The sequence below is a fragment of the Kitasatospora sp. NPDC048715 genome, from assembly GCF_043198905.1.
GTDB classification, from domain to species: domain Bacteria; phylum Actinomycetota; class Actinomycetes; order Streptomycetales; family Streptomycetaceae; genus Kitasatospora; species Kitasatospora lactacystinica.
The window spans coordinates 53,105-67,602 of the sequence record NZ_JBICVH010000014.1 but is presented as its reverse complement, the minus strand read 5'-3'; the positions used below and the strand labels follow the sequence as shown (position 1 = coordinate 67,602).

The 14,498-nt window shown below is 74.8% G+C and carries 9 protein-coding genes; 7 read left to right on the top strand and 2 right to left on the bottom strand.

The genetic code is table 11. The annotated features are described in order from the left end of the window. Positions 1-59: 59 nt before the first annotated feature. A complete protein-coding gene (locus ACGFSC_RS25245) occupies positions 60-1,835 on the bottom strand; it encodes a 3-hydroxybutyryl-CoA dehydrogenase (protein ID WP_359903369.1) in 1,776 nt (591 codons plus the stop codon). A gap of 549 nt (positions 1,836-2,384) precedes the next feature. Between ACGFSC_RS25245 and ACGFSC_RS25240 the strand changes: the two genes are divergently transcribed. The 4 genes from ACGFSC_RS25240 to ACGFSC_RS25225 all read left to right on the top strand — a co-directional run bounded on the left by ACGFSC_RS25240 (position 2,385) and on the right by ACGFSC_RS25225 (position 9,500). Next, positions 2,385-5,096 carry an MXAN_6230/SCO0854 family RING domain-containing protein gene (locus ACGFSC_RS25240; RefSeq protein WP_359903367.1) on the top strand — a complete coding sequence of 904 codons (2,712 nt, stop codon included), beginning with the start codon at positions 2,385-2,387 and terminating at the stop codon, positions 5,094-5,096. Positions 5,097-5,173: 77 nt separating this feature from the next. After that, positions 5,174-6,637, top strand: coding sequence for a glutamine synthetase family protein (locus ACGFSC_RS25235; RefSeq protein ID WP_359903364.1), 1,464 nt, complete (start codon positions 5,174-5,176; stop codon positions 6,635-6,637). 3 nt (positions 6,638-6,640) lie between these two features. After that, positions 6,641-7,759, top strand: a complete 1,119-nt coding sequence (locus ACGFSC_RS25230) for an amidohydrolase family protein (protein ID WP_359903362.1) — start codon at positions 6,641-6,643, stop codon at positions 7,757-7,759. Positions 7,760-8,012: 253 nt separating this feature from the next. Next, positions 8,013-9,500 carry a S8 family serine peptidase gene (locus ACGFSC_RS25225; RefSeq protein ID WP_359903359.1) on the top strand — a complete coding sequence of 496 codons (1,488 nt, stop codon included), beginning with the start codon at positions 8,013-8,015 and terminating at the stop codon, positions 9,498-9,500. Positions 9,501-9,702: 202 nt separating this feature from the next. On the opposite strand, the gene ACGFSC_RS25220 is transcribed toward ACGFSC_RS25225, so the two are convergent. Continuing rightward, positions 9,703-10,605: a HipA family kinase gene (locus ACGFSC_RS25220; protein WP_359903356.1), complete on the bottom strand. Its 903-nt coding sequence runs from the start codon at positions 10,603-10,605 to the stop codon at positions 9,703-9,705. A gap of 91 nt (positions 10,606-10,696) precedes the next feature. Here ACGFSC_RS25220 and ACGFSC_RS25215 point away from each other — a divergent pair, with 91 nt between their 5' ends. The 3 genes from ACGFSC_RS25215 (at position 10,697) to ACGFSC_RS25205 (ending at position 14,492) form a co-directional block, all read left to right on the top strand. Further along, on the top strand, positions 10,697-11,137 hold the full coding sequence (locus ACGFSC_RS25215; protein ID WP_359903353.1) for an SRPBCC family protein: 441 nt from the start codon (positions 10,697-10,699) through the stop codon (positions 11,135-11,137). A gap of 280 nt (positions 11,138-11,417) precedes the next feature. Beyond that, positions 11,418-12,572, top strand: a complete 1,155-nt coding sequence (locus ACGFSC_RS25210; protein ID WP_359903350.1) for a glycosyltransferase — start codon at positions 11,418-11,420, stop codon at positions 12,570-12,572. Positions 12,573-12,968: 396 nt separating this feature from the next. Beyond that, positions 12,969-14,492, top strand: coding sequence for a sugar transferase (locus ACGFSC_RS25205; RefSeq protein WP_359903348.1), 1,524 nt, complete (start codon positions 12,969-12,971; stop codon positions 14,490-14,492). Positions 14,493-14,498: the final 6 nt, after the last annotated feature.

The window sequence follows — 14,498 nt, the reverse complement described above, 5'->3', positions numbered from 1 at the left end:
TCCGGCCGGCGGCGGCCCGTACGGCGTCTCGTACGGGCCGCCCCCGGCCTGCGGCGTGGTCATCGGCGCGCGTGGTCGCGGAAGCCGCGGCCGGTCTTGCGGCCCAGGCAGCCCGCCGCGACCAGGTGCTCCAGCAGCGGCGCGGCGGCCAGGCCGGGCTCGCGGAACTCCTGGTGCAGCACCTGCTCGATCGTCAGCGAGACGTCCAGGCCGACCACGTCCAGCAGTTCGAACGGGCCCATCGGGTAGCCGCAGCCGAGCTTCATCGCGGTGTCGATGTCGTCCACCGTCGCGTAGTGCTCCTGGAGCATCCGCACCGCGTCGTTCAGGTAGGGGAAGAGCAGCGCGTTGACGATGAAGCCGGCCCGGTCGCCGCACTCCACCGGGTGCTTGCGGACCCCGGCGGTCAGCTCCAGCACGGTGGCGGTGACGTCCGGCGCGGTCAGCACGGTGGAGACCACCTCGACCAGCTTCATCGCCGGGGCCGGGTTGAAGAAGTGCATGCCGATCACGTCCTGCGGCCGCGAGGTGGCGGTCGCGCAGCTGATCACCGGCAGCGAGGAGGTGGTGGTGGCGAGCACCGCGCCCGGCCTGACGATCTTGTCCAGGGTGGCGAACAGCTCCCGCTTGACCGCCAGGTCCTCGGCGACCGCCTCGACCACCAGGTCCACCTCGGCCAGCTCGGCGTACTGGCCGACCGGAGTGACCAGCGCCAGCGCGGCGTCCCGCGCCCCGGCGGACAGCCGGCCCTTGGCCACCGAGCGCTCCAGCGACTTCGCCAGCTGCGCCTTGGCCTTCTCGGCCTTCTCCTGGCTGCGGGCGGCCAGCAGCACCGGGTGCCCGGCCTTGGCGAACACCTCGGCGATGCCGGTGGCCATCGTCCCCGAGCCGCAGACGCCGACGGTGCGCACCGGCCGGCCCGGCACCTTCGGCCGGGCCGGCCCGGTGGCCGCGTCCACGGCCCGGGAGGAGCCCGGCGCCTCGTAGGTGTAGAAGCCGCGGCCGGTCTTGCGGCCCAGCAGCCCGGCGGCGACCAGCTGGCCGAGGATCGGGGCGGGCGCGTGCAGGCGGTCCCGGGACTGCTCGTACATCGCCTCCAGGACGGTGCGGGCGGTGTCGATGCCGATCAGGTCGAGCAGCGCCAGCGGGCCCATCGGCAGGCCGCAGCCGAGCCGCATCGCGGCGTCGATGTCCTCCCGCGACGCGTACTTGGACTCGAACATCGCGGCGGCCTGGTTCAGGTAGGCGAACAGCAGGCCGTTCACCACGAAGCCGGCCCGGTCGCCGGCCGCCACCGGCTCCTTGCCGAGGTCGCGGGCGAAGGCGGCGGCGTCCTCGGCGGTCCGCGGGGAGGTCAGCACGGTGCGGACCACCTCGACCAGCTTCATGCCGTGCACCGGGTTGAAGAAGTGCAGGCCGAGCACCCGCTCCGGACGGGAGGTCGCGGCGGCGATCCGGGTCACCGACAGCGCGGTGGTGCCGGTGGCCAGCACGGTGGCCTCCGGGCAGATCCGGTCCAGCTCGGCGAAGACCTCCCGCTTCAGCTCCAGCTGCTCGGGCACCTCCTCGATCACCAGGTCCGCCCCGGCGGCGGCCGTCAGGTCGTGGCCGACGGAGATCCGGGCCAGCAGCCCGGTGCGCTCCTCGGCGGTCAGCCGCTCCCGGTCGACCGCGTGCGCGGTGGCCTCCTCGATCCGGGCCAGTGCCCGGGCGGCCGAGTCCTCGGTGGCCTCGATGCCGATCACCCGGCGGCCGCTCTTGGCGACCGCCACCGCGACGCCGGCACCCATCGTGCCGAGGCCGACGACGGCGACAGTGGGGAAGGGACGCTCCATCTGTCCTGACTCCTAGTCATGAAGGGCCCGCGCGTGCTCCGGCGGGCGCGCCGCCGCGCCCGGACGCGCGCCGGGGGCGGCCGCCGCCGGAGGAGGGTCCACGCGCGGGGGCTGGGGAGATGACGGGGTGCGGCGCATCCGGGCAGGGGCCGGTCCGCTCCGGCCGAACTGCGGATGTGCCGTGGTGCTCAGGCGCTCGAAGGTGAAGGAAGCGGCTCTGATACGAGGAGGAACCCGGCCCGCCGCGGTCCGCGGCACCTGCCGGTGAAAGCGCACCGCGCGGGCGCCGGAGAAGCGGCGACCGCGGCCTGCCGCCGGTGCGGCTCCCGAAGCCCGGCGGAGGTGCGTGTCCGGCCACTGTAGCGAAGCTACTGGTGAGTAGGAAGGGGGCGTGGGCGGAAAACCGTTCGGGGCCGCGGGCGGGCGTTCGCTAGGGTGATCGACGCGGGGGCGGCTCCGCGGCGTGCTTCCTTCTCACTCATCTGCAAAATGAACCCGAGTGCGCCCACTCTCCGCCCCCGCTTCGTCGTGTCCACCGGGGGAAGAGCAGTGAAGAAGCAGAACGCCGTGGCGCCCGAGGCCGCACTGGACGCCTACCTGCTGCACCGCCACGGGATGGTCCGGGTCGAGCCCGGAGCCGGGCCCGACGAGCCCCTGCCGTGGTCCGCCCGGGGGCTGGTCGCCCTGGAGGCCGACCTCGTCCGGCGCGGCCACGTGCTCACCGCCCCGCTGCGCGCCGCGCTCGGCCGGCTGCGCCCGCTCGACCTCGCCGCGGCCGGCACCCGGCTGCTGCGCGGCATCGACGCGATGCTCGGCGCCGACCGCGGCCACACCCCGCTGTTCCGCCGCTTCCCCGAGGGCGTGCCCTCCCACGCCCACGCCGACTACTCCGCACTCGTCCGCGGCTACCTCCTCTGCCAGGCGAGCCAGATCTGCCTGGTCTGCGAGCGCGACAGCCTGGAGGCCGGGATCGGCGCCCTCGCCCCCTGCGCCCACCTGCTGTGCGGCGACTGCTACCTGGAACTGGTCGAGAACGGCGGCGACCCCCACTGCCCGCTCTGCCGCACCCCGTTGGCGCGCGGGCGCCGCCTGTCCAACGACACCAGGGCCGCCCGCAACGCCGCCCGCGAGCTGCGGGCCGGCCCGCAGCTCAAGCCGCTGCGCCGGGCCGACCCCGAGGACGTGGGCCTCCTCGCCGCCACCGGGCTGGCCGCGCTGCTCGCCCGGCAGACCCCGCTGAGCCCGCAGGACCGCGAGGACCTCGCCCTGCTGCTCCACCACGCCCCGGACGACCCGGCCGGCTGGCTGCCCGCCGAGATCCCCGTCCGGGAGACCCGCGCCACCGTGCTGGCCGCCCTGCTGCACCGCGACCGGGAGGCCGCCCGGCCGCTGCTGGCCGCCCACCTCACCACCGCCACCGACGTCCTGCGGCTGATCTGGGCGTGGTCCGGCGCCGAGCCCGACCTGCTGCCCGAGACCGCCCGCACACTGCGCCTGCGCAACCTGCCCCGCCCGCTGCGCCGCGACCTGCTCGCCGTCCTGGACGCGTTCCCGGTCGGCACCCTCGCCGAGGACCTGCGCCGCCACCGCGAGCCCTGGCTGCGGGCCGGCGAACTGCTGCACCCGTACGAGCACCGCGCCCGCTTCCCGTACGCGGCGGCCGCGTTCGCGGTGGTCCGGCAGAGCGATCTCGACCTCCACGGCCTCGGCCCGCTGCTGCGCGAGGCGCCCGCCCCCCTGCGCGTGAGCGAGACGCCCGGCGGCCACACCCGGCTGACCGTGGAGACCTTCGCCGCCCGGGTCGAGCGCGCCCTCGGGCAGGGCGACCTGCCCGCCGCCGTCCGGCTGCTGGCCGGCCGTCCGGGCGAACTGGTGCGCCGACTGCACCACCTGCTGCGGGTCCACGCCGCCTGGCTGCCCGGCGAACCGCTGCCCGCCGAACTCGCCGAGGCGCTGCCCGGCGCCCTGCGCGCCGTCGCCCCCGGCCCGCTGCTCGGCGCGTACGGACGGCTGCGCGCGCCGCGCGAGTACGGCGAGCGGCGGCTGTACTTCCCGCGCGGCCGGGTCGCCTCGGCGCACGCCAGGGCCGACCGGGGCACGCCCGTCCCGGCCGCTCTCAGCGCGCCCGTCTGCGCCCTGATCGAGGCCGAACTGCTGCGCCGGGCCGGGCGGTCGGCCCACGGGCCGGAGCGCTACGAGGTGGCCGTGCTGGACGCCGCGCTGGCCGACCTGGTCGTCCCCTTCGCCGAGCGCGCCAGCGCCAGGACCCTGGTCGCCGTGCCGCGCGGCAGCGTGCAGCGGATCCCGGACGGGCAGCGGCTGCGGCTGTTCCTGCACTGGACGCAGCGCCCGCACCAGCGGGTGGACCTCGACCTGTCGGTCGCCTTCTACGACGAGGAGTGGCAGTTCGTCGGCCTGTGCGACTACACCCGGCTGGTCACCGGGCCGCGGGCCGCCGTCCACTCCGGGGACTACACCAGCGCCCCGCCGCCGCACGGCGCCACCGAGTTCGTCGACCTCGACCTGCCGGCGCTGGGCGAGGCCGGCGCCCGGTACGCGGTGGTGGTGGTGTTCAGCTACAACGACGTCCCGTTCGAGGACCTCACCGACGCCTTCGCCGGTTTCATGGCCCTGACCCCGTCCGAGGCGGCCCGGCAGCGCAAGAGCGGCTTCCACCCCAAGGGCGTCCGCCAGCGCCTCGACCTCGCCGGGGACGCCAGGATCTGCGTGCCGATGATCGTCGACCTGCAGCGCCGCGACTACACCTGGACCGACCTCAACGCGGGCGCCGGCAGCGGGTTCCACAACCTCGACCGGCACCACGCCAGGATCGGCTCGCTGGCCGCCGACGTCCTGACGCACTTCGCCCCCGGCTCCCGGGCCACCCTCTGGGACCTCGCCTGCGCCACCGCCGCGGCGGGCAGCGACGAGGTGCTGGTCCGCGACCGGACCGGCCGCGGGCTCGACGTCTACCGGCGGGGCGCGGACGAGCCGGTGAGCGCCTTCGCCGAACGGCTGCGCGCCCGCCACGAGAGCGACCGGCGCACCGAGCTGCCGCCGGACGACACCGCCCGGCTGATCGCCGAACGCCTCGACGGCGCCCGGGCGTTCGCCGCCCTGGTGCACGCCGACGTGCCCGCGCCGGCGCAGGCGCGCGGGACGCTCTACCGGCTCTACCCGGGCCCGACCGACGCCGCCCCGGACACCCTGGAGCGGATCACCGCGGGGGAGTGGACGGCCAGGTTCGCCCCGAACGGGTGAACGGGTGAACGCGGCTGCCAAGCGGACCACCCGATAGGGGAGTTATCCGACCCCGACCGGCGGGGCAGCATGGGGACATGACCACCGGAACCGCCACCGCCGGCCCCACCGCGCCCGGTCCCGACGAGCCGCCCGTCACCGCCGAACGGCTCGCCGCCGCCGCCGCGGCGGCCGTCGCGCTGCCATCGCGCGCCGACCGGGCCGAGCGCGCCGAGGAGGCCGTCGACCGGCTGCGCACCGAGGCCGTCGAGGCGGTGGCCGTCACCTGGGTGGACAACGCCGGCATCACCCGGGCCAAGGCCGTGCCGCTCGGCGGTCTGGTGCACGCCGCGCAGTGGGGCGTCGGCACCGCGCCCTGCTTCGACGTGTTCCTCGCCGACGACGCGATCACCACCAGCGCGATCATCGGCGGCCCCACCGGGGACCTCAGGCTCTACCCGGACCTCGACCGGGTCGTCCCGCTGGCCGCCCAGCCCGGCTGGGCCTGGGCCCCGGGGGACAGGTACACCCAGGCCGGCGCCCCGCACCCCGGCTGCCAGCGGCTGTTCGCCCGCCGGGCCGAAGCCACGGCGGCCGCGCGCGGCCTGGGCCTCAAGGCCGGCATCGAGGTCGAGTGGACGGTCGCCCTGGCCGGCGCCCCGAAGGAGGACCCGCAGTACCCGACGCACGGCCCGGCGTACGGGATGCACCGGGTCACCGACCTCTCCGACTACCTGCGCGACGTCCTGCGCGCCCTCGGCCGGCAGGGGCTGACCGTCCTGCAGATCCACCCCGAGTACTCCCCGGGCCAGTTCGAGGTCTCGGTCGCCCCCGAGGGCCCGGTCGCCGCCGCCGACACCTCCGTCCTGGTCCGGCACACCGTCCGGGCCGTCTCCGCCCGGCACGGCCTGCGGGTCTCCTTCGCCCCGGTGGTCGAGACCGGCGGCGTCGGCAACGGCGCGCACCTGCACCTCAGCCTCTGGCGCGACGGGCGCAACCTCGGCCACGGCGGCCCCGGTCCGCACGGCCTGACGGCCGAGGCCGAGGGATTCCTCGCCGGGGTGCTGGACGCGCTGCCCGAACTGCTGGTGCTGGGCTGCTCCAGCCCGGCCGGGTACCTGCGGCTGGTGCCCTCGCACTGGGCCGGCGCCTACCAGTGCTGGGGCCTGGAGAACCGCGAGGCCGCGCTGCGCCTGGTGACCGGCTCCACCGGGGAGCGGGCCGCCGCGGCCAACGCCGAGGTCAAGTGCTTCGACGCCAGCGCCAACCCGTACCTGGCGGTCGGCGGGGTGATCGCCGCCGGTCTCGCCGGGCTGGACCAGCGCCGCGCGCTGCCACCGGAGTTCACCGGGGATCCGGCGGCCGCCGAGCCCGGCACGGTGCCCCGGCTGCCGGCGGGCCCGGCCGAGGCGATCGCCGCGTACGAGCGCTCCGCGGTGCTGCGCGAGGCGCTCGGCGAGCCGCTCTACCAGGCGGTGCTGGCGGTGCGACGGGCGGAGCAGGAGCAGTACGCGGCCGTCACTCCGGAGGAGTTGGTCATGGCCACCCGCTGGCGGTACTGAACGGTGGCCCGGCCGGGGGAGCCCGCGCTGGTCGACCACCACTGCCACAGCGTGGTGGCGGCCGAGCTCGCCGACGAGGCCCTGGCCGGGCTGCTCACCGAGTCCGACCGGCCGCCCGCTCCCAGCTGTTCGCCCTTCGACAGCGCGCTGGGCCTCGCGGTGCGGCGCTGGTGCCCGCCCGTGCTCGGCCTGCCGGCGCACGCCCCGGCCGCCGACTACCTGGCCCGGCGGCGGGAGTTGGGCGCGGCCGAGTCCACCGGGCGACTGCTGGCGGCGGCCGGCCTGGACACCTGCCTGGTGGACACCGGGCTGGCCACCGCCGCCGGCCACGAACTGCTGCCGCTGGCCGAACTCGCCGCGGCCACCGGGGCGTCGGTGCGCGAGGTGGTCCGGCTGGAGTCGGTCGCCGAGACGGTGACGGCCGGCGCCGGGGACTGGCCGCGGGCCGTCGCACAGGCGCTCGCGTCGGCCGCGGCCGGGGCCGTCGCGGTCAAGTCGGTGCTCGCCTACCGGCACGGTCTGGCCGCGCCCGCCGAACGCCCCTCCGCCGCGGCCGTGGTGGCCGCGGCCGGCGCCCACCTGCGCGGCGGGCGGGGCCGGCTGACCGACCCGGTGCTGCTGCACCACCTGCTCTGGACGGCGGTGGACGTCTGCGCCGGGCTCGGCCTGCCGCTCCAACTCCACACCGGCTTCGGCGATCCGGACCTCACCCTGCACCGGGCCGACCCGTCGCTGCTGACGGACTTCGTGCGGGCCGCCGAGCCCAGCGGCGTCCCGCTGGTGCTGCTGCACGGGTACCCGTACCACCGGCAGGCCGCCTGGCTGGCCCAGGCCTTCCCGACGGTGTACACCGACCTCGGGCTGACCGCCTCCTACACCGGGCCGCGGGTGGCCGCGGTGCTGGGCGAGATGCTGGAGCTGGCCCCGTTCGGCAAATTGTTGTTCTCCACCGATGCCTACGGGCTGCCCGAACTTTATTTGGTGGGCACCTGTCAGTTCCGGTACGGACTGGGTGCGGTGCTCGCCGACTGGCGAGCCGACGGCGCCTGCTCCGCGGCCGATGCCGGGCGGGTGGCGCGGCTGCTCGCGGCCGACAACGCGCGTCGGCTGTACGCGTTGTAGGGGTGCGATCCGTCCTGGTGGTGGATGCCGTGGCGGGTGTGGCAGCACGTCGACGAACCATCACTTTTTAACACTCTTGACCTCTGTTTCCTTGTTGACCGCCGGGCGGCGGTAACCCCTGCTCCTGGTCAAGATGTGACGATTAGATGACTACCCCTTGCGCTTATAACCAAATATTCATTAGCGTCCCGGTCATTCCCAAGCGCACCTGCCCACCGCAGCTGCCGCCTGACGCCTCGGGAGGCCAACCCTCATGCGTGTTCCTCGGATCAGCCGTACCCGGTACGCGGCCGTGGGCGTCGTGCTCGCCACCGCCGGTGCCCTCGCGCTGCCGGCCGGCACCGCCGTCGCGGCTCCCGCGGCCGACTCGACGACCGGTCCGCTGATGAGCTACGTCGTCAACACCAAGGCCAACCACGGCCAGGTGCAGAAGGTCGAGAAGGCCATCACCGGCCTCGGCGGCACCGTCGTCCAGTCCTACGAGCAGGTCGGCGTCGTCGTCGCCCGCTCGAACGACACCAAGTTCGCCGAGAAGCTGCGCCTGGCCAAGGGCGTCGACTCGGTCGGCGCCAGCCGCACCAAGGGCATCCAGGCCTCCGACCAGGGCAAGGCCGAGGTCGCCACCGAGTCGGCCGCCGTGGCGGCCGCCCCGGGTGAGGACCCCGACGAGGCCTACCAGTGGGACATGCGTCAGATCGGTGCCGACAAGGCCCACAAGATCTCGCTCGGCAGCCGCAACGTGACCGTCGGCGTGCTGGACTCCGGCATCGACGCCACCCACGAGGACCTTGCCGCCAACGTGGACGCCTCGCAGTCGGTCTCCTGCATCGACGGCAAGACGAACACCGACTGGAAGGCCTGGCAGCCGACCACCAGCGACCACGGCACCCACGTGGCCGGCACCATCGGCGCCGCCAAGAACGGCAAGGGCATCGTCGGCGTCGCGCCGAACGTGAAGCTGGCCGCCGTCAAGGTCGTCGACGACGGCGGGTTCATCTACCCGGAGAACGCGGTCTGCGGCTTCGTCTGGGCCGGCGAGCACGGCTTCAAGGTCACGAACAACAGCTACTTCGTCGACCCGTGGATGTTCAACTGCAAGACGGACAAGGACCAGGCGGCCATCTCGGACGCCGTCCGCAAGGCCGTCGCCTTCTCGCAGCGCAAGGGCGTGCTCAACATCGCCGCCGCCGGCAACGAGAACATCGACCTGGCGCACAAGACCGTCGACGTGGCCAGCCCGGACGACACCACCCCCGGCACCCGCCCGGTCACCAACGACTGCCTGTCGCTGCCGACCGAGCTGCCCGGCGTCGTGGCCGTCTCCGCGGTCGGCTCCGACGGCGTCAAGGCGTACTACTCCAGCTACGGCAAGGGCGTCGTGACCGTCACCGCGCCGGGTGGCGACCGCCGCTTCCAGTTCCCGAACACCCCGGACAAGGACGGCCGCATCCGGTCCACCATCCCCGGTGGCAAGTACGGCTACATGCAGGGCACCTCGATGGCCACCCCGCACGTCGCCGGCGTGGCCGCGCTGCTCGCCAGCACCTTCCCGTGGGCCAGCCCGGACGAGCTGACCGAGCTGCTGACCACCCACGCCGAGTCCGTCCCGTGCCCGAAGGGCGAGTTCAACCCGGGCGGCGCCGGCACCTGGAAGGCCACCTGCGAGGGCGGCGCGGACGACAACGGCTTCTACGGCGCGGGCCTGGTCAACGCCGAGAAGGCGGTCCAGTGGTGGCGCTGACGCGCTGACCGCGGACAGCACTGAACAGTAGAGCCGGGGAGCGGGACCACTGGGTCCCGCTCCCCGGCCGCGTTCGCGCACCGGCCGGTCGCGGGTGATCGCCGTTAGGTCGCCGTTCGGTCGCATTCGAGCACCGGGGCACCGCGGCGCCGGAGTGCCGGAGCACCGGCCGAGGTCGTCCCGCGCCCGACCCGACGAAGAACTACCGCTCCTCGTCGAAGTGGTGCTCCCAGACCGTCTCCACCGACGGCTTGCCGTGCAGGTCCGGCACCTCCTGGAGCCAGGCCGGCCGCCCCGCCCTGGTCCGGGCCGCCCGCCGCCGCTCCGCCTCGCGCAGCTGCTCGGGCGTGGCGAAGCCCTCCGGCAGCCACTCCTCGGAGAGCACCACCCGGGCGGCGAGGTGCGTGACGTAGGCGTGCCGCACGGCGTCCACCGAGTCGAAGCCGGGCTCGCCGGCCAGCCACTCGTCCGGGACCAGCGCCACGACCTCCTCCAGCAGCGGCACGGTGACCAGCGGCCCGAGCTCCTCGTCGGCCAGCCGGACGTCCGGGGCCGAGCCGCCGAGCGCGTGGGCGCTGAGGTCGTACCGCTTGCCGACCGCCGCCCCGGCCCCCGCCCAGCGGTGGTGGAAGATCAGTGCGGCGCCGTTGTCGATCAGCCAGAGCCGCCCGTGCCAGACCACCAGGTTGGGGTTGTGCACGGTGCGGTCGACGTTGCCGGTCAGGGCGTCCAGCCAGACCACGCGGCCGGCCTCGGCGGAGTCCACCGCGATCATCCCCGGCGTGAAGTCCCGCGCGCCGGGCAGCAGGTCCATCCCGAGGTTGAGGCCGGCGCTGGCCTTGAGCATGTCCTGGATCTCGGTGTCCGGCTCCTCGGCGGCGACGGCCGGGTCGAAGTCCACCAGCCGCAGTTCCGGCACCCGCAGGCCCAGCCGCCGGGCCAGCTCGCCCACGATCACCTCGGCGATCAGCGCCTTGCGGCCCTGCGCGGCCCCGGTGAACTTGACCACGTACGTTCCCAGGTCGTCGGTCTCCACCACGCCGGGGACGGAGCCGCCGGCCCGCAGTGGATCGACGTAGCGCACGGCAGTCACCAGATCGAGCACACCGGCCACCCTATCCCGCCGCGTCGCGGGCGTGAGCCTGTGATTGGCTTGCCGGACAGAGCGGTTCCCACCGGATGAGGAGAGCAAGGTCATGGGACAGGTGCAGGCCACCACGGAGCGGGTCTACGACGCGGCCCCCGAGCGGGTGTACGAGGCGCTGGCCGACTACCAGGTGACCCGCCCGAAGCTGCTGCCCGCGCAGTACAGCGAGTACGAGGTGCGGGTCGGCGGCACCGGTGCCGGCACCCAGGTGCACTGGCGGCTGCAGGCCACCGAGAAGCGGGTGCGCGACTGCCTCTTCACCGTCTCCGCGCCCGAGCCCGACCAGCTGGTGGAGAAGGACGCCAACTCCAGCATGGTGATCACCTGGACGGTCTCGGCCGTCGGCGAGGGCCGCTCCAAGGTCACCGTGACCGCCACCTGGCAGGGCGCGACCGGCATCGGCGGCTTCTTCGAGCGCACCTTCGCCCCGAAGGGCCTGAACCGGATCCACGACCAGGTGCTGGCCAACCTGGCCGCCGAGGTCCGCTGACCCTGAGCCCGCTCAGGGTCCACCGGAACCTCCGAGAACCACTGCGGCCGCCGAGGCCCGCTGATGTCCGCCGAGGGCCGCCGCAGCCGCCGGGCCCCGCCGGAATCGCCAACCGCGCGATTCGCGCGCGTGGATCCATCGAAGCGCTCGAATCGCCTGCCGATTCGAGCGCTTCGGTCTCCCGTACGAGCCGAAAGCCGTACGGGTGGCCGAACCGCCACCTGCGGGTGACGAGGGCCGCCCGGAACCGGCGGGCCACCCTAGGCTCGCCGCCGTGCATATGACGATCCTTCACATTTCACAGCCGGTGGACGGCGGGGTCGCCCGCGTCGTCGCCGATCTGGTCAGGGGCCAGCGGGAGGCCGGTCACCGGGTCATGGTCGCCTGCCCGCGCGGCGGGCGGCTGGCCGGGGAGGCCGCCGCGGTGGGCGCGCTGGTCCAGGACTGGCCCGCGCGGCGCTCGCCCGGCCCGGGCACCCCCGCCGAGGCCTGGCGGCTGCGCCGGATCGTCCGGGCGGCGGCGCCCGACGTGGTCCACCTGCACAGCGCCAAGGCCGGGCTGGCGGGCCGGCTCGCGGTGCGCGGCGCGGTGCCGACCGTCTTCCAGCCGCACGCCTGGTCGTTCGCCGCCGTCGACGGCGCGCTGGGCGCCGCCACCCTGCGCTGGGAGCGGTTCGCGACCCGCTGGGCGCACCGGGTGCTGTGCGTCAGCGTCCAGGAGCGGGCCGACGGTGTGGCGGCGGGGGTGCACGCCGACTGGGCGGTGGTGCCCAACGGCGTGGACGTGCGCCACTACGCGCCCGCCGACCGCCGCGCCGCCCGGATCGCGCTCGGTCTGGACCTGGACGCCCCGCTCGCGGTGTGCGTCGGGCGGCTGTGCCGGCAGAAGGGCCAGGACGTGCTGCTGGCCGCCTGGCCGGAGGTGCTGCGCCGGGTGCCGCGGGCCCGGCTGGCGCTGGTCGGCGGCGGGCCGGAGGAGCAGCGGGTGGCGGAGCTGGTCCGGCAGACCGCCGAGCCCGCCCGGATCCGGCTGGTCGGGGACGTGCCGGATCCGCGTCCGTGGCTGGCGGCGGCCGACTTGGTGGTGCTGCCCTCGCGCTGGGAGGGGATGGCGCTGGCCCCGCTGGAGGCGATGGCGGCCGCCCGTCCGGTGCTGCTGACCGATGTGCCCGGTGCCCGGGAGTGCCTGCCGCCGTCCGAGCTCGCGCGGGCGGTGGTCCCGCCCGAGGACGCGCGGGCCCTCGCCGCCCGAATGGGGGACGCACTGTCCGATTCGATCGAATGCGAGCGACGCGGTGTCCGGTTGCGCGATCACGTGATCGGTCGGCACGACGTGCGCACCGTGGTCGAACAGGTGGACGTTCTCTACCGTCACCTGCTGGGTGCGGGACCGGCGTCGGGGCGGCGCCGGGCCCGTGTCCCGGAGCGGATCTGATCGTTTCACATGCCGTGAATGCCCGCCGTTTCCGGTGTTGTCGTATTCGCACCCTCGATTGGATGCGGAGGCGAGGCATTAAATCCGAAATACCTATTAATGGGCGGCTGGAATGAATCGGCAAGTCAACTTCCGCTCCGTACCGCCCGGTTCTGTATTGTCGGATTTTGCCTGCTTCGTTCAGATTTCATGCCGGGAATTCACGGCTGAGCTCCGTGCGACCGACTCCTTCGTGACCGGTTCCTTCGCAATCGGCCCCGCCACCGGACATCCGGAAGCCGCCAGCGGCAGCAGGCGCTGTCAGGACCGCGCCCACCGGGCCGGGACGGCAGCCCCGCGCCAGCCGGTGCCGGGGCACCGTCACCCCGGGCACACAGCAGGGGAGATCGTGCGCTGATGACCATTGACCACGACAGTGTGCCGCGCTCGGGAGGGCCCCTCTCCGGTCCCCGCCGGCCCGGTACCGGGCTGCTCGACCGGCCGGCGGGAGCGGCGCGCCCTGGGGTGGTCACGTCGCCGCGCCGGCCCCGCGGGGCGGTCCGCTCCCGGCTGGCCCTGTCGCTCGCCCTGGTCCAGGCCGACATCATCGCGCTGTGCTCCGCCGGCGGCATCGCCAACCACGCCGTCGACCCCGCCGCCCCGCTCGACCCCCTGCTCGGCGTCCCCGCCGTCCTGCCCCTGCTGCTCCTGCTCAACCTGGCCGGCGGCCTCTACCGCTCCCGGCTCACCCTCTCCGTCCTGGACGAACTGCCCGCCCTCACCGCGCGGGCCGTGGTCGCCACCGCCTTCGCCGTCACCCTGTCCGGCTGCCTCGACGGCCGCTGGCCCGACTGCGGCCCGGCCAGCCCCGCCCGGCTCACCGTCCTGCTCGGCGCCCAGCTGCTGATCGCCGCGCTCGGCCGCGCCGTCCTCTACCACCTGGTCCGGCGGATCCGCCGCAGCCGCCCCAGCCCCGTCCTGGTGCTCGGCGCCGGCCGGCTCGGCCGCCGGGTCGCCACCGCCCTGCGCGAGCACGGCGAGTACGGGATGCGCCCGGTCGGCTTCCTCGACGCCGACCCGCCGCTGCTGCCCGGCGGCACCGACCTGCCCGTCCTCGGCGGCCGCGAGGCACTGGAACGCGAAGTGCGCCGGCACGGCGTCCAGCAGGTGGTCGCCACCGCCGGCGCCGCCGACGAGGCCGAGACCGCCGCCACCCTGCGCGACGCCGCCCGGCTCGGCTGCCAGGTCTGGCTGGTGCCCGCGCTGCGCGAGTACGGATCGCTGCCCGCCACCCCGGTCACCGGCGGCGACCACCTGTGGGGCTTCCCCTGTCTGCGGGTCGGCCGCCCCGCGCGCCGCCGCCCCGGCTGGGCCGTCAAGCGCGCCCTGGACGTCACCGCCGCCACCGTCGGCCTGCTGCTGCTCGCCCCCGTCCTGGTGCTCTGCGCGCTCGCCGTCCGCTTCGACACCGGCCCCGGCGTGCTCTTCCGCCAGCAGCGCACCGGCCTGGACGGCAGGGTCTTCACCGTCCTCAAGTTCCGCACCCTGCGCCCGAGCAACGAGCACGAGTCCGCCACCCGCTGGAACATCTCCCAGGACCACCGGATGGGCACCGTCGGCCGGCTGCTGCGCAAGAGCTCGCTGGACGAGCTGCCCCAGCTGTGGAACGTCCTGCGCGGCGACATGAGCCTGGTCGGCCCGCGTCCCGAACGGCCGTACTTCGTCATGAGGTTCGGCCAGGCCTACCCCGAGTACGCCGACCGCCACCGGGTCCCGGTCGGCCTCACCGGCCTGGCCCAGGTCAACGGTCTGCGCGGGGACACCTCCATCGAGGACCGGGCCCGCTTCGACAACCGCTACATCGAGAGCTGGAGCCTCTGGCAGGACGTCAAGATCCTGTGCCGCACGGCGGCCCTGATGCTCCACCCGGACGGGAGCTGACCCCGC